This window comes from Rhodococcus sp. NPDC056516 (assembly GCF_042794655.1).
Classification (GTDB): Bacteria; Actinomycetota; Actinomycetes; order Mycobacteriales; family Mycobacteriaceae; genus Rhodococcus_F.
The window spans coordinates 310,863-330,575 of the sequence record NZ_JBHTTG010000006.1; the positions used below are offsets into that span (position 1 = coordinate 310,863).

At 62.2% G+C, this 19,713-nt stretch carries 20 protein-coding genes; 12 read left to right on the forward strand and 8 right to left on the reverse strand.

Annotation, left to right across the window (positions count from 1 at the left end):
- Position 1: 1 nt before the first annotated feature.
- A complete protein-coding gene (locus ACFQ6Y_RS20115) occupies positions 2–1,297 on the reverse strand; it encodes a thymidine phosphorylase (protein WP_378636303.1) in 1,296 nt (431 codons plus the stop codon).
- Positions 1,290–1,694, reverse strand: a complete 405-nt coding sequence (locus ACFQ6Y_RS20120) for a cytidine deaminase (protein ID WP_378636307.1) — start codon at positions 1,692–1,694, stop codon at positions 1,290–1,292. The genes ACFQ6Y_RS20115 and ACFQ6Y_RS20120 overlap by 8 nt, the downstream gene beginning before the upstream one ends.
- Positions 1,695–1,947: 253 nt before the next feature.
- Here ACFQ6Y_RS20120 and sdhC point away from each other — a divergent pair, with 253 nt between their 5' ends.
- Genes sdhC through ACFQ6Y_RS20140 form a run of 4 tightly spaced genes read left to right on the forward strand, consistent with a single transcriptional unit; the run spans position 1,948 to position 5,343 of the window.
- Entirely contained in the window at positions 1,948–2,352 is a 405-nt protein-coding gene (gene sdhC / locus ACFQ6Y_RS20125) for a succinate dehydrogenase, cytochrome b556 subunit (RefSeq protein WP_020969155.1), read from the forward strand.
- A 1-nt stretch (position 2,353) separates the two neighbouring features.
- The gene (locus ACFQ6Y_RS20130; protein ID WP_003940699.1) at positions 2,354–2,809 is read left to right on the forward strand and encodes a succinate dehydrogenase hydrophobic membrane anchor subunit; all 456 of its coding nucleotides are present in this window, start codon (positions 2,354–2,356) and stop codon (positions 2,807–2,809) included.
- A gap of 15 nt (positions 2,810–2,824) precedes the next feature.
- Positions 2,825–4,576 (forward strand): succinate dehydrogenase flavoprotein subunit, encoded by a 1,752-nt coding sequence (sdhA, locus tag ACFQ6Y_RS20135; protein WP_019747692.1) that lies wholly within the window; start codon positions 2,825–2,827, stop codon positions 4,574–4,576.
- Complete coding sequence (locus ACFQ6Y_RS20140) at positions 4,576–5,343, forward strand: succinate dehydrogenase iron-sulfur subunit (RefSeq protein ID WP_003940925.1); 768 nt, start codon at positions 4,576–4,578, stop codon at positions 5,341–5,343. Before sdhA ends, ACFQ6Y_RS20140 begins: the two co-directional genes overlap by 1 nt.
- A 56-nt stretch (positions 5,344–5,399) precedes the next feature.
- Here ACFQ6Y_RS20140 and ACFQ6Y_RS20145 read toward each other — a convergent pair whose 3' ends face one another.
- The gene (locus tag ACFQ6Y_RS20145; RefSeq protein ID WP_378636787.1) at positions 5,400–6,422 is read right to left on the reverse strand and encodes a LacI family DNA-binding transcriptional regulator; all 1,023 of its coding nucleotides are present in this window, start codon (positions 6,420–6,422) and stop codon (positions 5,400–5,402) included.
- Positions 6,423–6,497: 75 nt separating this feature from the next.
- Between ACFQ6Y_RS20145 and ACFQ6Y_RS20150 the strand changes: the two genes are divergently transcribed.
- From ACFQ6Y_RS20150 to ACFQ6Y_RS20165, 4 genes are read left to right on the forward strand one after another with little or no spacing between them, the layout of a single operon-like run.
- A complete protein-coding gene (locus ACFQ6Y_RS20150) occupies positions 6,498–7,289 on the forward strand; it encodes an SDR family oxidoreductase (RefSeq protein WP_075832802.1) in 792 nt (263 codons plus the stop codon).
- On the forward strand, positions 7,289–8,329 hold the full coding sequence (locus ACFQ6Y_RS20155) for a Gfo/Idh/MocA family oxidoreductase (protein ID WP_378545086.1): 1,041 nt from the start codon (positions 7,289–7,291) through the stop codon (positions 8,327–8,329). Before ACFQ6Y_RS20150 ends, ACFQ6Y_RS20155 begins: the two co-directional genes overlap by 1 nt.
- Positions 8,326–9,192 carry a TIM barrel protein gene (locus tag ACFQ6Y_RS20160; protein WP_378447699.1) on the forward strand — a complete coding sequence of 289 codons (867 nt, stop codon included), beginning with the start codon at positions 8,326–8,328 and terminating at the stop codon, positions 9,190–9,192. The genes ACFQ6Y_RS20155 and ACFQ6Y_RS20160 overlap by 4 nt, the downstream gene beginning before the upstream one ends.
- Positions 9,189–10,190, forward strand: coding sequence for a Gfo/Idh/MocA family protein (locus ACFQ6Y_RS20165; protein WP_378636311.1), 1,002 nt, complete (start codon positions 9,189–9,191; stop codon positions 10,188–10,190). The genes ACFQ6Y_RS20160 and ACFQ6Y_RS20165 overlap by 4 nt, the downstream gene beginning before the upstream one ends.
- Before the next feature lie 58 nt (positions 10,191–10,248).
- Here the strand turns inward: ACFQ6Y_RS20165 and ACFQ6Y_RS20170 are convergent, their stop codons facing one another.
- The 4 genes from ACFQ6Y_RS20170 to ACFQ6Y_RS20185 form a co-directional block, all read right to left on the reverse strand.
- Entirely contained in the window at positions 10,249–11,061 is an 813-nt protein-coding gene (locus ACFQ6Y_RS20170) for an ATP-binding cassette domain-containing protein (protein ID WP_007727336.1), read from the reverse strand.
- Positions 11,062–11,064: 3 nt separating this feature from the next.
- Positions 11,065–12,123, reverse strand: a complete 1,059-nt coding sequence (locus tag ACFQ6Y_RS20175) for an ABC transporter permease (RefSeq protein ID WP_069145865.1) — start codon at positions 12,121–12,123, stop codon at positions 11,065–11,067.
- Positions 12,124–12,186: 63 nt separating this feature from the next.
- Positions 12,187–13,188 (reverse strand): substrate-binding domain-containing protein, encoded by a 1,002-nt coding sequence (locus ACFQ6Y_RS20180; RefSeq protein WP_378636315.1) that lies wholly within the window; start codon positions 13,186–13,188, stop codon positions 12,187–12,189.
- 160 nt (positions 13,189–13,348) lie between these two features.
- Positions 13,349–14,344, reverse strand: coding sequence for a LacI family DNA-binding transcriptional regulator (locus ACFQ6Y_RS20185; protein ID WP_378636319.1), 996 nt, complete (start codon positions 14,342–14,344; stop codon positions 13,349–13,351).
- A gap of 122 nt (positions 14,345–14,466) precedes the next feature.
- Between ACFQ6Y_RS20185 and ACFQ6Y_RS20190 the strand changes: the two genes are divergently transcribed.
- Positions 14,467–15,492 carry a Gfo/Idh/MocA family oxidoreductase gene (locus ACFQ6Y_RS20190; RefSeq protein WP_378636322.1) on the forward strand — a complete coding sequence of 342 codons (1,026 nt, stop codon included), beginning with the start codon at positions 14,467–14,469 and terminating at the stop codon, positions 15,490–15,492.
- Entirely contained in the window at positions 15,489–16,265 is a 777-nt protein-coding gene (locus ACFQ6Y_RS20195; RefSeq protein ID WP_378534240.1) for a TIM barrel protein, read from the forward strand. Before ACFQ6Y_RS20190 ends, ACFQ6Y_RS20195 begins: the two co-directional genes overlap by 4 nt.
- Here the strand turns inward: ACFQ6Y_RS20195 and ACFQ6Y_RS20200 are convergent.
- Positions 16,262–17,302, reverse strand: a complete 1,041-nt coding sequence (locus ACFQ6Y_RS20200; protein WP_378636327.1) for a Gfo/Idh/MocA family protein — start codon at positions 17,300–17,302, stop codon at positions 16,262–16,264. The two genes, ACFQ6Y_RS20195 and ACFQ6Y_RS20200, sit on opposite strands and share 4 nt — an antisense overlap.
- Before the next feature lie 80 nt (positions 17,303–17,382).
- Here ACFQ6Y_RS20200 and ACFQ6Y_RS20205 point away from each other — a divergent pair, with 80 nt between their 5' ends.
- Both ACFQ6Y_RS20205 and ACFQ6Y_RS20210 read left to right on the forward strand, forming a co-directional pair.
- Positions 17,383–18,405: a Gfo/Idh/MocA family oxidoreductase gene (locus ACFQ6Y_RS20205; RefSeq protein ID WP_378636332.1), complete on the forward strand. Its 1,023-nt coding sequence runs from the start codon at positions 17,383–17,385 to the stop codon at positions 18,403–18,405.
- A 69-nt stretch (positions 18,406–18,474) separates the two neighbouring features.
- Positions 18,475–19,659: a phytanoyl-CoA dioxygenase family protein gene (locus ACFQ6Y_RS20210; RefSeq protein WP_378636335.1), complete on the forward strand. Its 1,185-nt coding sequence runs from the start codon at positions 18,475–18,477 to the stop codon at positions 19,657–19,659.
- Positions 19,660–19,713: the final 54 nt, after the last annotated feature.

Below are 19,713 nucleotides of genomic sequence, written 5' to 3' on the forward strand. Positions count from 1 at the left end.
GCTAACGCGAATCACCCACAATTCGCTCGATGAGCAGCGGCCGCGAAACGGTGTCGGATTCGGTCCCGATGGACCAGCCACCACCGAGGCTTCGACGCGCTGCGTCAAATCTCTCGGGAGTGTCCGTGTGCAATGTCATCAGCTTCTGCCCGGCGCGGACCACTTCGCCCGGCTTTGCGTGCATCTCGATGCCGGCACCGGCCTGCACGGCTTCACCCTGCCGTTCGCGTCCGGCTCCGAGTTTCCAGGCTGCGACGCCCACCGCCATGGCGTCGAGTCGAGTCAGCACACCGTCTCGGTCCGCGGTGACGACGGCGCTGTGCCTAGCCACCGGCAGTGCTGCGTGCGGGTCCCCACCTTGTGCGCCGATCATGGCGCGCCATCGGTCCATGGCCGTGCCGTCGGCAAGTTTGTCTGCCGGGTCGATACCGTCGATCCCGGCCGCGGACAGCATTTCCCGAGCCAGGACCAGGGTCAGCTCGACGACGTCCGACGGACCCCCGCCGGCCAGCACCTCGACGGATTCTCGTACTTCGAGAGCGTTGCCGGCCGTCAGTCCCAGTGGAGTGTCCATCCCGGTGATGAGTGCGCTTGTGCGCACACCGGCGTCGTTGCCCAATTCGACCATCGTGCGAGCCAGCTCGCGGGCGTCGCCGAGGTCCTTCATGAACGCTCCGGAACCGACTTTGACGTCGAGCACCAGGGCGCCGGTCCCCTCGGCGATCTTCTTGCTCATGATCGAACTTGCGATCAGCGGAATGGATTCCACCGTTCCGGTCACGTCGCGCAGCGCGTAGAGCTTCTTGTCGGCCGGGGCCAGGTTCGCTCCGGCAGCGCAGATCACGGCACCGATTTTCGGGTCCGAGAGAATGTCGACCATCTCCGCCGCCGTGAGGTCTGCGCGCCAACCCGGAATGGCCTCGAGCTTGTCGAGTGTTCCACCGGTGTGGCCCAGTCCACGTCCCGACAACTGCGGGACTGCAAGACCGCAAGCAGCGACGAGGGGCGCGAGCGGAAGGGTGATCTTGTCCCCCACTCCACCTGTCGAATGTTTGTCGACGGTGGGCAGCGGCAAGTCCGAAAAGTCCATCCTCCCGCCGGATTCGATCATCGCCTCGGTCCATCGACCGGTCTCCGCCCGCGACATTCCGCGGAAATAGATTGCCATCGCGAGCGCCGACATCTGTTCGTCGCCGACGACCCCCTGCGTGAACGCCTGAACTATCCAGTCGATCTCGGTCCCCGACAATTCGCGGCCGTCACGCTTGGCGCCGATGATGGAAACTGCGTCAAACATGGCGGAGCCCCTCTGCTTGTTCCGGCCCGAAAGCATCGGGCAACAGCTCGCTCAGCGGCCTGAAGCCGCTGCTGGTGTCGACAAGCATCTCACCCCCGCCATGCTCGAGAAGAAGCTGTCTACACCTGCCGCAGGGCATCAGAATCGCGCCCTTCGCGTCGCAGCATGTGAAGGCCACCAGCCGTCCACCCCCGGTGGCGGCCAAGTTACCGACGAGTCCACATTCGGCACACAGGCTCAAACCGTATGAGACATTTTCCACATTGCATCCTGAGACGATTCGACCATCGTCTACCAGGGCCGCTGCACCCACCGCATACCCCGAGTACGGCGCATAGGCCTGCCGCATGACCACTTGCGCGTTGTGCCGCAACAACTTCCAGTCGATGTCACCCATGGTTCGTTATCCAATCACGCTGACTGAATGGATGCAGAAACCACGCCGTAACCGTCTCACGGAGATTGGAAAGGCAAACCTTACAAAGAGTTTGGTACGCGTACGAATCCCGCATCTGATTAGTTCCCGGTTTCACATAGGTTTAGAGTCTGAGTCAAGTCGGTTCAGGATCCCGTCGAGCCCGGGCTGAGGTACATCGAAGCTCTCTGCAGGCTCGACGCGTCCACCAATGACGTTGGAGGCACAGCACTCGATGAGTACTACGACTGAAGCCGCTCCTCAGAAGGAGCGCACGAGGTCGCTTTACCGGGGCGACCCCGGAATGTGGTCCTGGGTTCTACACCGGATCACAGGCGTCGCTACTTTCTTCTTCCTATTCGTACACGTTCTCGATACGGCACTCGTTCGGGTCAATCCCGATACGTACGACGCCGTCATCGACACGTACAAGAACCCCCTCGTCGGCCTCATGGAGATCGGCCTCGTCGGCGTAGTCCTCTACCACGCCCTCAACGGCGTGCGCGTGATGTTGGTGGACTTCTGGTCGAAGGGCCCGAAGTACCAGCGCGTCATGCTCTGGACCATTCTGACGATCTGGTTCCTGGTGATGATCCCAGGCGCCGGACGCATCCTCATCAACATGTTTGCGGAGCACTGACATGGCGACTACTCACGGACCCGAAGCCAAGAGCCTGGGCACCTCATACGACCGTCCCGCAAGCCTGGACAACCCGCGGTCCCCGCGTGCGAAGGCTCGGAACAACTTCGAGTTGTACGCATGGCTGTTCATGCGCTTCTCCGGCGTCGCCCTGATCGTTCTGGTCCTGGGCCACATGTTCATCATGCTGATGCTCGACGGTGGCGTTCACCGTCTGAACTTCGCATTCGTCGCAGGTCGCTGGTCCAGCCCGTTCTGGCAGTTCTGGGACCTGACGATGCTGTGGCTGGCACAGCTGCACGGCGGCAACGGCCTGCGCACGGTCATCGCGGACTACTCCCGCAAGGACTCGACGCGCTTCTGGCTGACCACGATCCTCGTTCTCTCGATGATCCTGATCATGGGCCTGGGCACGTACGTCATCTTCACCTTCGACCCCAATATCTCGGCGAGCTAGGGGAGCACAGACTTCATGCAGGAACATCGTTATGACGTGGTCATCGTCGGCGCCGGCGGCGCAGGCATGCGTGCGGCAATCGAAGCTGGCCCCCGTGCCCGCACGGCCGTACTGACCAAGCTCTACCCCACCCGCAGCCACACCGGTGCGGCCCAGGGCGGCATGTGTGCCGCACTGGCGAACGTGGAGGAAGACAACTGGGAGTGGCACACCTTCGACACCGTCAAGGGCGGCGACTACCTCGCCGACCAGGACGCCGTCGAGATCATGGCCAAAGAGGCCATCGACGCGGTGCTCGACCTCGAGAAGATGGGCCTGCCGTTCAACCGCACGCCCGAAGGCAAGATCGACCAGCGTCGATTCGGTGGACACACCCGTGACCACGGCAAGGCACCCGTCCGCCGTGCGTGTTACGCAGCCGACCGCACCGGTCACATGATCCTGCAGACGCTTTACCAGAACTGCGTCAAGCACGACGTCGAGTTCTTCAACGAGTTCTACGCGCTCGACATCGCCATCACCGAGACCGAGGACGGCCCGGTTGCCACCGGTGTCATCTGCTACGAGCTCTCGACCGGCGAGCTGCACATCTTCCACGCCAAGTCGATCATCTTCGCGACCGGCGGCTCGGGACGCATGTACAAGACGACGTCCAACGCGCACACCCTCACCGGTGACGGCATGGGCATCATCTTCCGCAAGGGCCTGCCCCTCGAGGACATGGAGTTCCACCAGTTCCACCCGACAGGACTCGCCGGTCTCGGCATCCTGATCTCGGAAGCTGTCCGTGGTGAAGGTGGCATTCTCCGAAATGCCGACGGTGAGCGCTTCATGGAGCGCTACGCCCCCACCATCAAGGACCTCGCTCCGCGTGACATCGTGGCTCGTTCGATGGTCCTCGAAGTCCTCGAAGGCCGCGGCGCCGGCCCGAACAAGGACTACGTCTACATCGACGTGACGCACATCCCCGAGGAAGTTCTCGACGAGAAGCTCCCGGACATCATGGAGTTCTCGCGCACCTACCTCGGCGTGGACCCCGTCAAGGAGCCCGTGCCCGTCTACCCGACGTGCCACTACGTCATGGGCGGTATCCCCACCAAGATCAACGGTGAGGTTCTGCGCAACAACGACGAGGTCGTCAAGGGCCTGTACGCCGCCGGCGAATGTGCCTGCGTCTCCGTGCACGGCGCAAACCGCCTCGGCACCAACTCGCTCCTCGACATCAACGTGTTCGGCCGCCGCGCCGGCATCGCTGCCGCCGAGTACGCGAACTCCACCGAGTTCGTCGACCTGCCGGAAACCCCGGCCGCGATGGTCGAAGACTGGGTCGGCGTCATCCTGTCCGATCACGGCCACGAGCGCGTTGCGGACATCCGCACCGAGCTGCAGCAGTCGATGGACAACAACGCCTCCGTCTTCCGCACCGAAGAGCGCCTCACCCAGGCACTCAAGGATGTGCGTGCTCTCAAGGAGCGCTACAACCACATCACGGTCCAGGACAAGGGCAAGCGCTACAACAGCGACCTGCTCGAGGCCATCGAGCTGGGCTTCCTCCTCGAAATGGCAGAGGTCACCGTCGTCGGTGCCCTCAACCGCAAGGAATCGCGCGGCGGCCACGCTCGCGAGGACTTCCCGGATCGCAACGACGCCGAGTACATGAAGCACACGATGGCGTACAAGGAGGGTGACGGCCTGCTCTCCGACATCCGTCTGGACTACAAGCCGGTGATCCAGACCCGCTACGAGCCGATGGAGCGTAAGTACTGATGTCTGCGCCTGCTGTAGATGCACCAAAACTCCCCGCTGTTCCCGAGGGCGCCGTCATGGTCACCCTCAAGATCGCGCGGATGAACCCCGAATCGGGCGAGGGCCAGCACTGGGACAGTTTCCAGGTTCCGGCACTGCCCACCGACCGTCTGCTCAACCTGCTGCTGTACGTGAAGGGCTACCTCGACGGCACCCTCACGTTCCGTCGCAGCTGCGCACACGGTGTCTGTGGATCGGACGCGATGCGGATCAACGGTGTGAACCGTCTGGCCTGCAAGCTGCTGATGAAGGACATGCTCCCCAAGGACGGCAAGCCTGTCACCATCACGGTCGAGCCCATCAAGGGCCTGCCCGTCGAGAAGGACCTGGTTGTCGACATGGAGCCCTTCTTCGACGCATTCCGCGCAGTGAAGCCGTTCCTCATCACCAGTGGCAACGAGCCCACTCGTGAGCGCATCCAGAGCCAGCACGACCGTGCTCGTTTCGACGACACCACCAAGTGCATCCTCTGCGCATGCTGCACCACGTCGTGCCCCGTGTACTGGAGCGACGGCAGCTACTTCGGTCCCGCTGCCATCGTGAACGCACACCGGTTCATCTTCGACAGCCGTGACGAGGCCGCTTCCGAGCGTCTCGACATCCTGAACGACAAGGACGGCGTGTGGCGTTGCCGCACCACGTTCAACTGCACCGACGCGTGCCCCCGCGGCATCCAGGTGACAAAGGCTATTCAGGAAGTCAAGCGAGCGCTGCTCTTCGCTCGATAGTTGGCCTTCGGCCTGTGCGCGGTTAGGGAGTCTCCGGACTCCTTGACCGCGCACAGCTATGTCGGGGGCATGTTGAGCGGAGTCACGACCTGAACCGGTGACGTCGTAAAACCGAAGTGGGCGCCCATGGCGCCGTGCTCTTTCATGACCACCTGAGCAGCAGTGCGAAGATCCGCCCGCAGATCGTGGTGTAGCACCGCCGATATTCGCCTCTCCCCCAGCAACTTTCGATTGTCTCCGTCGAGATCGTGGGCGACGAAGACGGAGCACTCTCGATTCAGTTCTTCGAACGCGTCGACCGTGGCCAGGTTGCCGCCACCGATCGAATACACAGCACGGATCTGCGGATCGGATTCGAGCGCTGCCCGCACCAGTTTCCTACTCGTCTGGTCCAAACCGTCACTGTTCGGAATGTCGATCAAACGTCGATGCGGAGCCGAAACGCGCATGGCGGAGCGAAATCCCATCTCCCGTTCTTCCTCTCCGCGAAAGAATCCGCTGCTCATGCTGACCAGCACGTTGCCGTCCCGATCCCCCAGCCACCGATCGATCAAATACGCGGCGGTGGCTCCGGCGGCGCGGTTGTCGATGCCGATGTAAGCGGCTCGCCTGCTGCCGGCAACGTCGGTCACCAACGTGACGACCGGAATCTTTGCCGCCACGAGCCGATCGATCGCCGCCACGACTTCCGCAGTATCGGGAGCCTTGACGATGACACCGTGGGACCCGCGTCGGCGAATCTTGTCGAGCGTCGATGTCATCGCTTCTACCGAACCGGTCTCACGAAAGTGAAACCGGGACCGCACCACAGCGGGCGCAAGGGTCGGCAGTTCGGCCTCGAGCGCGTCGCGGACGGCGTCGGAAAACCGTGCGGGAGTTTGCAACACGACGTCGACGATGAATGTTCGACCGACCAGTTTCAGTTGCGAGCGTTGACGTTCCAGGTCCGTGATCGCCTGGCGAACCTCCGATCGTGTGCCGTCGCGAACTCCGGGACGGTCGTTGAGCACCCGGTCGACGGTGGCCTCACTCAGGCCCGACTGCTGGGCGATCTCCCGCACTTTGAATCGATGCGCCACAACTACCTCACAATGATGGATATTTGATGGTTTTTCGCTGTTGCTCGAGGTCTTCGTCACAGCCAGACTAAACCCATGACTTCTCCGCCGGGCGTAATCAGGCCTGCACTCCTAGCCGACACTGTCGTACTGGTCAGTGGCGGCTCGCAAGGCGTCGGCGCCGGCGTCGTACGCGCCGCTGTCCGTGAGGGCGCTCAGGTGGCTTTCACCGGCCGACGCCCTGACGTCGGAAAGACTCTCGAGGCAGAACTTCCGGGAACCCATTTCATCGAAGCCGATGTGGCACAGACGGATTCCGCACTCGCCAGCGTGGCCGAGACGATCTCGCATTTCGGCCGCGTGGATGCCCTCGTCAATTCTGCCGGGCTCACCTCGCGCGGCACGCTGCTCGACACCACCGAAGAACTCTTCGACCAGCACATCGCGGTGAACCTTCGCGGTCCGTTCTTCACGATGCAGGCAGCAGTCAAAGACATGCGCGAGCGTGCGGTCCCCGGGTCCATCGTCAACATCATCTCCACGTCCGAACTTGGCGGCCAGCCATATCTCGCGCCGTACGTGGCAGCGAAGGCCGGGCTGGCGGGTCTGACCCGCAACGCCGCCCATGCGCATCGCTGGGATCGTATCCGGATCAACGGTCTCGACATCGGGTGGACACAGACCGAGGGAGAAGACCTCACGCAGAGAGCTTTTCACGACGCCGGTGACGATTGGCAGGAACGTGCAGGCAGCACCCTCCCCATGGGCAAGCTCGGACAGGTCGACGAAATCGCCGACTTCGTCGTCTTCCTGCTCTCCGATCGCAGCGGAGTCGTGACGGGTTCGATCATCGACTGGGACCAGAACGTCTTCGGAGGGTTGGACTGATGGGCGCTCGCATCGGAGTCATCGGGCTCGGAAGAATCGGCAGCTTCCACGCCCGAAACCTGCTCACGATGGACGGCGTCGACTCGCTGGTGGTCACCGATGCCGACGCATCTCGCACCTCCGACGTGGCAACCGAACTCGACGTGGAGTCCGCCGCCGACCCAGAGTCTCTTCTCGCCTCGGGAGTCGACGGCGTTCTGATCGCCGCGTCGTCGAGTTCGCACGCCGACTTGATCGAAGCCGCTGTCCGCCGGGGTATCCCGACGTTCTGCGAAAAGCCGGTCGCCGACTCCATCGAATCTTCCGTTCGTGTACTCGAGGCTGTCGAGCAGACCTCAGTACCGGTCCAGATCGGATTTCAGCGCCGCTTCGATCCGTCATTTGTGGCGGCATACGACGCAGTTCGATCCGGACAGCTCGGTTGGATCCACACTCTCCGATCGACCACCCTCGATCCTGCTCCCCCACCGATCTCGTACATCGAACACTCCGGCGGCATCTTCCGCGACTGCTCGATCCACGATTTCGACATCGTCAGGTGGGTCAGCGGCCGCGAAGTCACCACGGTCTTTGCCACCGGCTCGAATCAGGGTGATCGCGCGATCGCCGATGCCGGTGACGTCGACACCGCTGCAACGGTTCTCACGTTCGAAGGCGGGACCATCGCGGTCGTGTCGAATACTCGCTACAACGGCCGTGGCCACGACTGCCGGCTCGAAGTCCTCGGCTCGAGAGACTCCGTCGCTGCGGGACTCGACGACCGTTTGCCACTCCGCTCGCTCGACCCCGGAATCTCGTTTCCCTCGAAGGAGCCGTACACGTTTTTCATGGACCGTTTCACTTCCGCCTACCGTGCCGAACTCGAAGCATTCCTCGGCGTTGTCGCCGGGCGTCGGGAATCACCCTGTACTCCCGCGGATGCAGTCGAGTCGGCCTGGATTTCCGAAGCTGCAACGTACTCGCTGCACCAGGGTAGGCCCGTGGCGATCACCGAAGTCAAAGATCTGTTCCTTCACAACAAGAATGAGGCACACACATGAGCACTCCCCGCATCGCCGGCGCACCGATCTCCTGGGGTGTGTGTGAAGTCCCGGGTTGGGGCTACCAACTCGACCCCGCGCAGGTTCTCCGTGAAATGCGCGAAGTCGGCCTCGCGGCAACGGAAATCGGTCCGGAGGGCTTTCTGCCGACAGCACCCGCCGAGATGGCCAAGGTGCTCGCGGATCACGACCTGAGCGCAGTCGGCGGGTTCGCACCGGTTCTGCTGCACGATCACGATCATGATCCGGTGCCAGGCATCTCCCCGATCCTCGACGGTTTTGTCGCCTCGGGTGCCGAGGTTTTGGTTCTCGCTGCCGCGACGGGTTCCGACGGCTACGATTCACGTCCGGAATTGGACGAGCAGAGTTGGAAAACCCTGCTGCACAATCTCGATCGGCTCACCGACGCCGCGGCCGAGCGCGGCATTCGAGCAGTCGTCCACCCTCACGTCGGAACGATGATCGAGCAGCGCGACGAGGTCCTGCGCGTGCTCGACGGCTCGGCCATCCCACTGTGTCTCGACACCGGCCACCTGTTGATCGGCGGCACCGATCCGGTCGACCTGGCGCGTCAAGCTCCCGAGCGCATTACCCACGTACATCTCAAGGACGTCGACGATGCCCTCGCATCACGCGTTCGCAGCGGCGAGCTCACCTACACCGACGGCGTCAAGGCAGGAATGTACCGTCCGCTCGGTGGTGGCGACGTCGACATCGCCGGTGTCACTGCCATCTTGCAGCGACACGGTTTCGACGGGTGGTACGTCCTCGAGCAGGACACAATTCTGACCGAGGCGCCATCGGACGAGGGGCCGGTACGCGACGTGCGAGCCAGCGTCGAGTACCTGCGGTCGGTTCTGTGACACCTACCCCGTTGCGAATAGGCATTCTGGGAGCCTCACGAATCGCCGAGAACGCGATGATCAAACCCGCAACGGCCACCGGGCACCGCCTGGTGGCCGTTGCCGCACGCAACCCCGAGCGTGCCAGAGCCTATGCGGCACAGCATGGGATCGAACGGGTGGTCGGTTCGTACGCGGAGCTGATTTCGGATCCGGAGGTGGACGTCGTCTACAACGCGCTGCCCAACAGCCTGCACGGCCCGTGGAATCTCGCCGCCATTCAGGCGGGCAAGCACGTGCTGACGGAGAAACCGTTTTCGAGCAACGCGGCGGAAGCACAGGCGGTAGTCGAGGCAGCACGCGTGAGCGGAGTGACGCTGCTCGAGGGTTTCCACTACCTCTTTCATCCGGTGAACCGGCGCCTGCTGGATCTGGTTCGGAACGGCGCCGTCGGCGAACTAACTCGAGTGGAAACGGTACTGCGGATGCCGACCCCCGCCGAGAACGATCCGCGGTGGGAACTCGCGTTGGCGGGAGGGTCTCTGATGGATTTGGGCTGCTACGGATTACACGCTTCCCGGATGCTGAGTGACGTGTGTGGTGGGGCGCCGGTGGTGACCGCGACCCGTCACGAGGAATACGTTCCGGGAGTTGATTCGTGGTTCGACATCGAACTCGAATACCCCAGTGGCGCCACGGCATCCGTGGTGACCACGATGTTGGACGAGCGTTATCACTTCACCTTCCGAGTCTTCGGCACGGAAGGTGACGTCCTGGTGCACAACTTCCTGCAGCCGGACGTCGACGACCGCGTCTCCGTCACGGCCGGTGGGCGCACGATCGTCGAGCATCTGGGCACCACGTCGTCGTACACCTACCAACTCGAGGCCCTGGCCGATCATCTGGCCGGGGACTCGACACTTCCCATCGGCCCGGCCGACGCGCTCGCCAACATGACGATGATCGACGAGGCGTACATGCATTCCGGCCTCGGGGTTCGGCCGACTACCACCCTCTGACGAAACGACTACTGCCTCGGTTCGATTCGAACCGAGGCAGTAGTCGTGACGTTCTGATCTAGCGGCGAAGCTCGTGGGTCAGTGTCTCGAGCTCGTCACCGCCTGCCATCTCCTTGGTCAGTTCTTCGAGCGAGATGTCGTCGTACTTGGCGTCGAGCTTCTGACGACCTCGGTTGAGGAGAACGAAGTGATCGCCGACCATGTACGCGTGGTGCGGGTTGTGCGTGATGAAGATGACGCCGAAACCCTGTTCCTTGGCAGCGGTGATGTAGCGCAACACCATTCCCGACTGCTTGACGCCGAGCGCTGCTGTCGGCTCGTCGAGAATCAGCACGCGCGCGCCGAAGAAGATGGCGCGGGCGATGGCTACACACTGACGCTGACCGCCGGAGAGGCTGCCGATCGGTGCGTCGACGTCGGGCAGTTCGATGCCCATCTTCGACAGTTCCGAGAGCGTCGTCGCGCGCATGGCGTTGGCGTCGAGCGACTTGATGAGTCCGCCCTTGCGAAGTTCCTGCCCGAGGAAGAAGTTGCGCCACACCGGCATCAGCGCAACAACGGCGAGGTCCTGATAGACCGTCGCGATGCCTTTGCCGAGGGCTTCTTTCGGAGAATGGAACGTCGTCGGTTCGCCGTCGACGAGCAGTTCACCTTCGCTCTGCTGGTGCAGGCCGGCGATGATCTTGATCAGTGTGGACTTGCCTGCGCCGTTGTCACCGAGCACGCCGGTCACCTCACCCGCGCCGACGCGGAGGTTGATTCCCTTGAGCGCGATGATGTTTCCGTATTGCTTACCGACGTCCTTGAGCTCGATCAGTGGCACGTTGCCGCCCGAGTTCGAGAGAGCGGGAACTTCAGCTGTGGTACTCATGTGTCACCTTTTCGCAGCGTAGTTGCGGAATGCGTTGTTGGCGATGACCGCGAAGAGCAGCATGGCGCCGAGGAAGAACTTGAACCAGTCCGGGTTCCAGCCTGCGTAGACGATGCCCTGGTTGGTCATACCGAAGATGAATGCGCCGATCGCAGCGCCGATCGCGGTTCCGTAACCACCGGTGAGCAAGCAACCACCGATGACTGCGGCGATGATGTACAGGAACTCGTTACCGACTCCCTGACCGGACTGAACGGTGTTGAACGAGAACAGCAGATGCATGCCCACGAACCAGGCCGCAAAGCCGACGGTCATGAACAGACCGATCTTGACTGCCGTCACCGGCACACCGATCGCGCGTGCGCTGTCCTGATTACCACCGACCGCGAAGATCCAGTTGCCGATCTTGGTCTTGAACAAGATGAACGTGGCAATCGCGGTGAACAGCAGCCACCACACGACGGTGATCTTGACGGACACGCCGAATACCGAGAAGGACGACGCGAATACCTTTTTGGCGGAATCGAATCCGGCCATGTCGGAGACGCTGGGTGTGGCCACTTGACCACTCACGAGCTTGGTGACGGCCAGGTTGATGCCGGTCAACATCAGGAACGAACTCAAGGTGATGAGGAAGCTGGGGATCTTCGTCTTCATGACGAGGTAACCGTTGAAGAATCCGACCGCGAGTGAAACCACCAGCGCCAGAATTGCGCCCACCCACAGATTGAGGTGCAGGTTGTAGGCGATCATGGACGCTGCCAGCGAGGACGTGGTGACCGCGACGCCGGCGGAGAGGTCGAACTCGCCGCCGATCATGAGCAGGGCGACCGCGCAAGCCATGATGCCGATCGTGGAGCTGGAGTAGAGCACTGTCGCAAGCGCTTCCGGCGTACGGAACGGCGCCGCGACGATACAGAAGAAGATGAAAATAGCGATGGCGCCGACAAGTGAACCCATCTCGGGGCGGAGCAGCAGACGCTGAATGCGCTTCTGCTCCTTCACCCGTTCATCGGTCACGACTTTGTGGGCGGCAAGGTCGAGATCTGCCTGAGTGGACATGATTTCCCTTCCGTGCTGGACAGGCGCACGGCGGGCGGATTCTCAGCCCTCCGTGCGCCCGGATCAGCGAGTTCCGTTCTTGGCGTACTCGGCGACCGAGTCGATGTTGGTGTTGTCGATGAACGCGGGTCCGGTCAGCGTCGGCAGGCCGCCGCCGATCACGTTGCCGTTGTTGAGGTAGAGCCACAGCGAATCGATGGCGAGGTAGCCCTGCAGGAAGGGTTGCTGGTCCACTGCCCACTGCACGTCACCGGATTTGATGGCGTCGACGAGAGCCGCGTTGGTGTCGAAGGTGACCACCTTCGCCTTGCTGCCTGCGTTGCCGACCGACGTCACGGACGTCAATGCAAACGGCGCACCGAGAGCGAGGACTCGATCGATGGCCGGGTCCTGCTGAAGCTTCGCGGTGATGGTCGACTCCACCGACGGCATGTCCTTGCCGTTGACGTTGAGAACCTCCGTCGCTCCCTTGAACGACTTCTTCACACCGGCACAACGTGATTCGAGGCTCACGTTGCCCTGCTCCTGAATGACGCACAACACCTTGGTCGCTCCTTCGGTGTTGAGTCGCTCGCCCGCAGCTCCACCGGCAATCGACTCGTCCTGACCGAAGTACTCCTTGACGCCCATGTCCTTCCAGGTTTCGAGGCCCGAGTTGAGGGCGACCACCGGAATGCCCGCGGCGGTGGCACTTTGGACCGCGGCAACCATGGCGTCAGGCTTCGCGAGGGTGACTGCAATCCCGTCGACCTTGCTGTCGATCGCGCTCTGAACCAGGTTGGCCTGATTCGGTGCCTCGGGATCGGCGGAGTACCGAAGTTCGATGTTGTCCTTCGCCGCTGCGGTTTCGGCGCCCTTGCGCACCAGATCCCAGAACGTGTCACCGGGAACTTCGTGGGTGATCATCGCAATGGTGGCGCGGGGCGTGTCCGCTGTACCCGCGCCCATTCCGGATCCGGAAGAATCCGGCTTACCGCCGGTGCTTGAACAGGCGGCCAGACCCAAGACCACGACTGAGGCTCCGGCCAGTACGGCAACGCTCTTGCGCCCCGTGAGAAACGACATGTGAACTCCCTCTCGACATCAACCAACGGCCCGCGAACGGATGGTGCTCGGTTGTATGTGAAAGATGTAATACCCGTCACAGTCGAATGTCAATAGTTTGTTCTGACATTAGGACTGCTTATCAAAGACGGGACAAACCGGATCCCGTGGAAACGCCAGGTCAACGCGCTGCAGGTCCAGTTGAACCTCGAACTACTAGTTGTGGCTGCGCGACTATGTCCTTGCCCAAGAGTCCACTTCCGCCGTCGAGGCGTTCGGAGATCCGCTCCACCGCGGCGCCGCCCAGAAACGCCGTGTCCTGCCCGACACTGGTCAGATCGATGTGCGTCAAACCTGCCAATGCACTGTTGTCGAATCCGATCACGGAGACGTCACCGGGCACCGAGACTCCGGAACGCAAGAAGACGTCCAGGACTCCGAGCGCGCAACGATCATTGAAAGCGAAGACCGCACTGGGAAGCCCTTCTTCGACCATCGACCGCGCGGCGCCTGCCCCGAACGCCTCCGTGAGACCGCCGGGAAGGATCCGCGATTCCAGACCGGTCGCCCGCATGGCCTTCCGGTAGCCCTGACGCCTCTCCTGGGCACCCGGACCGCGTCCGCCGTCGACGTGGACGATCGAGCGGTGCCCGAGTTCGACGAGATGATTCACGGCCATCACGGCGCCCGCCTCGTCGTCCGTGCGGACAACGTCCACATGCACTGAGGGCATCTTCCGCGCGAGCACGACGACGGGAACCTTGGCCGCCAGGTCGACGATCTCCGATTCCGGCGCCTGCGAACCCAACAGCAAGATCGCCTCGCATCGGTCATCGAGAAGGGTACGCACAGCGCGCGAGCCAGGCCTGCGATCCGAGACGGCACTGAGGACGACGTCGTAGCGCAACCTTTCCGCTGCGTCGTAGATCTCATCGAGCAGTTCCGCGTGAAATGTTTGCGCCGCAACGTAACTGACACCGATCAAGCGGCTGCGATGTTGACGCAGCAGTCGCGCAGCGTTGTCGGGTCGATAGCCGAGTTGGTCCGCGGCCGCCTTGACTCGTACACGCGTCGCATCGCTGGCACCCGGGACATCACGAATGACGATGGACACCAGTGCGCGTGACACTCCGGCCAGATCGGCAACATCCTGCAAGGTGGGGCGTCGACTGTTCACCTCAACAGACTAGATCGTTCCAGCAAATACGCACGCAAACGTTGACGCGCGCCGCAACCGGCGCTTTACTGGCACCACTAGAACGATCTAGTTCCTCATTCTCACTCCGAACGGAGCCCCCCATGTCTGCCTCTGTTGCAGTCGGTCTCATCGGCGCCGGATGGATCGGCCGTTTCCACGGCGAGTCCGTCGCGCTGCGCATCCCCGGCACCCGTCTGGTCGCCGTCGCCGACCCCGCGCCCGGCGCTGCGGCGTCATTGATCGAGCGTGTCAGTCCCGACGCTCGCCCGTATACCGATGCACTCGAACTGATCGCCGATCCGAACGTCGAAGCGGTGCTCATCAGTACGCCCGCATCAACTCACACCGATCTCGTGGTGGCAGCAGCGGAGGCCGGCAAACATGTCTTCTGTGAAAAGCCGATGGCCTTGACGCTCGAAGACGCCGATCGCGCAATCGGCGCGTGCGCTGCGAACAACGTTGCGCTGCAGGTCGGTTTCAATCGGCGCTTCGCCGCTGATTTCGCGGCAGCCCACGACGTGATCACCACCGGCGGGATCGGGACCCCACAGCTACTGCGTTCCCTGACCCGCGATCCGGGCATCACCGCCGACGTCGCTGCTCGGGTCAAGCCGTGGACCATCTTCAACGAGACGCTGATTCACGACTTCGACGCTCTGCTCTGGCTCAACCCGGGGGCACGCGTCGTCGAGGTGTTCGCGCAGGCCGATGCTCTCATCCATCCGCAGTACAAGGAGCAGGGGTACCTCGATACGTCGATGGTTCAGTTGCGCTTCGACAACGGCGCCCTCGCGTCGGCCGAGGCCAACTTCCAGGCCACCTACGGCTATGACGTGCGCGGTGAAGTCTTCGGTTCCGGAGGAATGGTGAGTGCAGGAGAGGTCACTCGGACCGCGATGCGTCATTACAGCTCGCCGGGTGTTCTGGCCGACACACCCCGGGTGAACATCGAACTCTTCCATGACGCATATGTCGCTCAGCTGGCACACTTCGCCGATTGCGTCCGCTCCGGTACTGCGCCGTCAGTTGACGGTCTCGATGCCCGCAACGCGCTGGAAATTGCCTTGGCTGCAAAAGAATCCGTGGAAACCGGGCTGCCGGTGTCGCTACTGTCGGTGCCGCGATGAGCCCGTTCGACTTGGCGGTCTCCGCCGAAATGACGTTCACCGAACTCCCCTTCGTCGAGCGTGTTCGGCGGATCTCGGATGCGGGATTTGCTGCAGAGATCTGGAGTTGGCAGGACAAGGACCTCGACGCTCTTGTCGCCACCGGAGCTCGGTTCTCCTCGATGACCGGCTACCTGCACGGCGATTTGTTCGACGAGGCGGGCAGCGCCGAACTGGTACGCACGGCGCAGCTGTGCCTCGCTCCGGCAGCGAAACTCGGCGTTCCCCGGCTGAACTTCCACACCGGTGAGCTGATCGACGGGCAGGCTGCTCGCCCGCAGTATCGAACTACCGGGGCGATGTGGCTGACCGCCGGCCGCGCACTCGAGAAGATCGCGCGCCTCGGCGAAGACGCCGGAGTTGTCTTCTGCCTCGAGAATCTCAATACGATTGTCGATCACCCCGGAGTTCCGATGGCCCGAGCCAAAGACACTCTGGCACTGGTGGAATCCGTCTCACACCCGAACCTCAAGATGATGCTCGATCTCTACCACGCACAGATCGGCGAAGGAAACCTCATCGAACTCGTGCGGCGTTGTGGTGACAACATCGGCGAGATTCAGGTGGCCGACGTACCCGGTCGATGCGAACCCGGAACCGGCGAGATCAACTACCCCGCCATCGCACGCGTGCTCGCTGACCAGGGATACACCGGCACAATCGGTTTGGAGGGTTGGGCGTCGGGAGACAGTGACGTCGCGCTCGCTGCCTTCCGGAAAGCCTTCACGCTCTAGGCCTCCCCCGGGAACGTGATCCCTACCTGACGGCGGATCTCGTCGAGGATGTCGAGCGTCGCAATGGCCGCGTCGAGCGGATGGACCGGCGACTCGACATCCCCGGCGGTGATCCGACGCGCCGCCTCGGCCGCCTCGAACGCGAGACCTCCGACGTATCCGTCGACCGGGTCGTCGTAGCGCGCAGATCTTCCGTCTCCGAGCCGGACCGTAAAGGACCCGGGGCGGTAGAACGTCGAGTCCAGAACGATCATCCCCTTGTCACCGCAGATCGACGCGGTGTTGGGTGTGTCAGCGAGGATGGTGGTGCTCAGACTGGCCTGAGCTACACCGGACCACGAGAGCACCGCGGAAATCTGGCCGTTCACTTGGTGGTTGGCCGGTTGGCCGAGAGCGAAAACCGAACTCGGAACACCTAGTACGCGATGCGCAAGACTGACCGGGTAGGTCCCGAGGTCGAGAAGCGGCCCGCCCGCGAGCGCCGGATCGTAAATACGGTGATCGGTCTCGAACCGTTCACCGTGATCTGCCAGAACCGTACGTATGGTTCCCAGAAGTCCAGCCTCGATGATCTGGTCGATCACATCGAACTTGGGCAGGAAGGACGTCCACATCGCCTCCATGCAGAACAATCCGAGCGCTGCTCCCCTCTCTTGAATGGCACGTCCCTGTCCGCCGTTCAAGGCAAGTGGTTTCTCGATCACAACATGCTTTCCGTGATCCAATGCCGCCATCGCGCAATCGAAATGAGCAGTGTGCGGGGTTGCGACATAGACGACGTCCACCTCCTCGGAGGCAAGCAAAGCTTCGTAACTGCCGTGAGCGCGTCGGATCCCCCACTGGTCCGCGAAGGCCTGCGCTCGGGCCAGTCCGCGCGAAGCAACTGCCGTCACCTCCTGAGCTGTATTGGCCTGCAGGGATTCCACGAAGCGTTGTGCAATCCAGCCGGGACCGAGAATCCCCCAGCGCAAAGTCGGGGCATCGATCGGATCGGCAACCCTGGTCCGAGGAAGTTCCAGAACTGTGGAAGAAGTCATGCCTCGAACTGTAGAGTCGAATCGCGAAATATGTAAGGACATTATGTTGTCCAATTAAACTCTCTGGAAGTAGGAACCTCATGTCGATTCGTGTCGGTGTGATCGGAACCGGCGTCATGGGCGCCGACCACGTCCACAATCTGCATTTCACGGTCTCCGGGGCAACGGTCTCAGTGGTCGCAGACCTCGATCAGGACCGGGCAGTGTCGGTTGCGTCGGCAGTCGGAGCACGGTGGGTGACCGATCCCTTGGAACTGATCAACGACGCCGACGTGGATGCCGTAGTCATCGCTTCCCACGATTCGACGCATGCCGACCTCTCCCTTGCTGCGATCGAAGCCGGAAAACCGGTTTTGTGCGAGAAGCCTCTTGCAGTGACAGCGCAGGATTGCCGACGCGTTGTTGCAGCCGAGAACCCCGAAAGCCCTCTGGTGAGCGTCGGCTTCATGCGTCGGTTCGATCCGGGATACGTAGCGCTGAAGGCCGAAACACATTCCGGCCGTATCGGAGACCCACTGATCGTGCACTGCTCGAGTCGAACAGTCAGCACCTACCCAGGCGGCCGTTCGGAATCCACGGTGACCAACTCCGCGATTCACGAACTCGACATCGTGCCGTGGATCCTGAACTCCCCCGTCGTTGCGGCCAGTTGGCACTGCGGGCGCTCCAGCTCACTCGTGACCGATCGCCAGGATCCGCAAGTGATCATGCTTCGCACCGCCGACGGCGTTCTCACCACGGTCGAGATCTTTCTGAACGCGCGGTACGGCTACGACACTCGGTGCGAGGTCGTCGGCGAAATCGGCGCGGCTCGCCTCGCCGAACCCGTGGTCATTCACACCGACACGGACCGCTCACACTCGTACGGCTATGCGGCGGATTGGATTCCGCGTTTTGCCGAGTCGTATCGGCGCCAACTTCACGAGTGGATCGACGCGTTGAGCACCGGTAGACCGTCGACGTTGGCCACAGCAGCCGACGGACTGCAGGCAAACCTCGTGGCTGCGGCAGTGATCAAGTCGATGCACTCCGAAGGAGAAACTGTCTCGGTCGAATCCATAGGGGACGTTTCTCGAGGTCTTTTTGATGGATTTCAGGGGTAGTTTCGATGGCTTTTCCTTGGCAGTGTTTGAGTCACAGCACATCTTGAACACTGCAGGAAAGGTCCCCGAATGACTCCAGCACTGACCGACCACACCGTGCCGTCCGCGGGTAGGTTGCACCGGCAAAACTGCAACATCGAAGACTTCGCCGCTTTGGTCGCACACGAGACAGACCTCGCCGATTACCCGTACGCCGATTCTGTGGCCGACGGGGTTCTCTTGTACGACTCGAAGGCATTGGTCGAGCAATCGTCGAATCCTGAAATCCGCGCGGAGATTCAGGACGAGATCGCCCGTGCGTTACTCACCGGGCCCGGCATCACGGTCTTCCAAGGCGCATTCGACGCGGAGGTATTGGATCGCGCCAGTGCAGTCTTTCGTGAACTCATTGCGCGCCAACACGAATCCGGCGTGACGTCCGGGGATCACTTCGCCAAACCCGGAGCAAATGACCGGATCTGGGGAGCACAACTGAAGTTGGCGCTCGAAGATCCCAAGGCTTACGTCGACTACTACGCAAACAGCATTGTCGCTTTAGCTTCGGAAGCCTGGCTCGGCCCCATGTATCAGGTGACGTCGGACGTCAACGTCGTCAATCCCGGTGGCGCCGCACAGAATCCACATCGCGACTACCACCTCGGTTTCATGTCGAGCGACGTCGCTGCGAAGTTCCGGGCGCACGTTCATCGCTTGACCCCCGCCCTCACCTTGCAAGGTGCAGTCGCCCATGTGGACATGCCGGTCGAGACGGGCCCGACAAAATATCTGCCGTACTCCCAACAATTCGAATCCGGATACCTCGCGTTCGAGCGTCCCGAGTTCAAGGAGTTCTTCGAGGCCAATTACGTCCAATTACCTTTGGAGAAGGGAGATGCCGTCTTCTTCAACCCTGCACTGTTCCACGCCGCCGGCCACAACAAATCCGCCAACGTCCTGCGCATGGCAAATCTTCTTCAGGTGTCGTCAGCCTTCGGTCGCGCCCTCGGAACCATCGACCGGGAGGCGCTCGTCAACGCGATCTATCCGGCACTGCTCGCCCTCAGCGAAGCAGGTTCCGACGAGTCCGTTCGGTGTGCCGTCGCCGCTTCCGCTGAGGGCTACGCCTTCCCGACCAATCTGGACCGAGACCAACCGATCGACGGCCTCGCGCCTCAGACGCAGGCCGAACTAGTGATGGAGGCAGTTCGCGAGCGGATCTCGCCTGACCATCTGGCCGAGTTGCTGAAGGCACAGTCCGAGAGGCGAATGAGCTGAGGGACGGCAGCGCTGAAAAGACTTAGGCCGCTTAATGCCGATCGGTCGGTACGC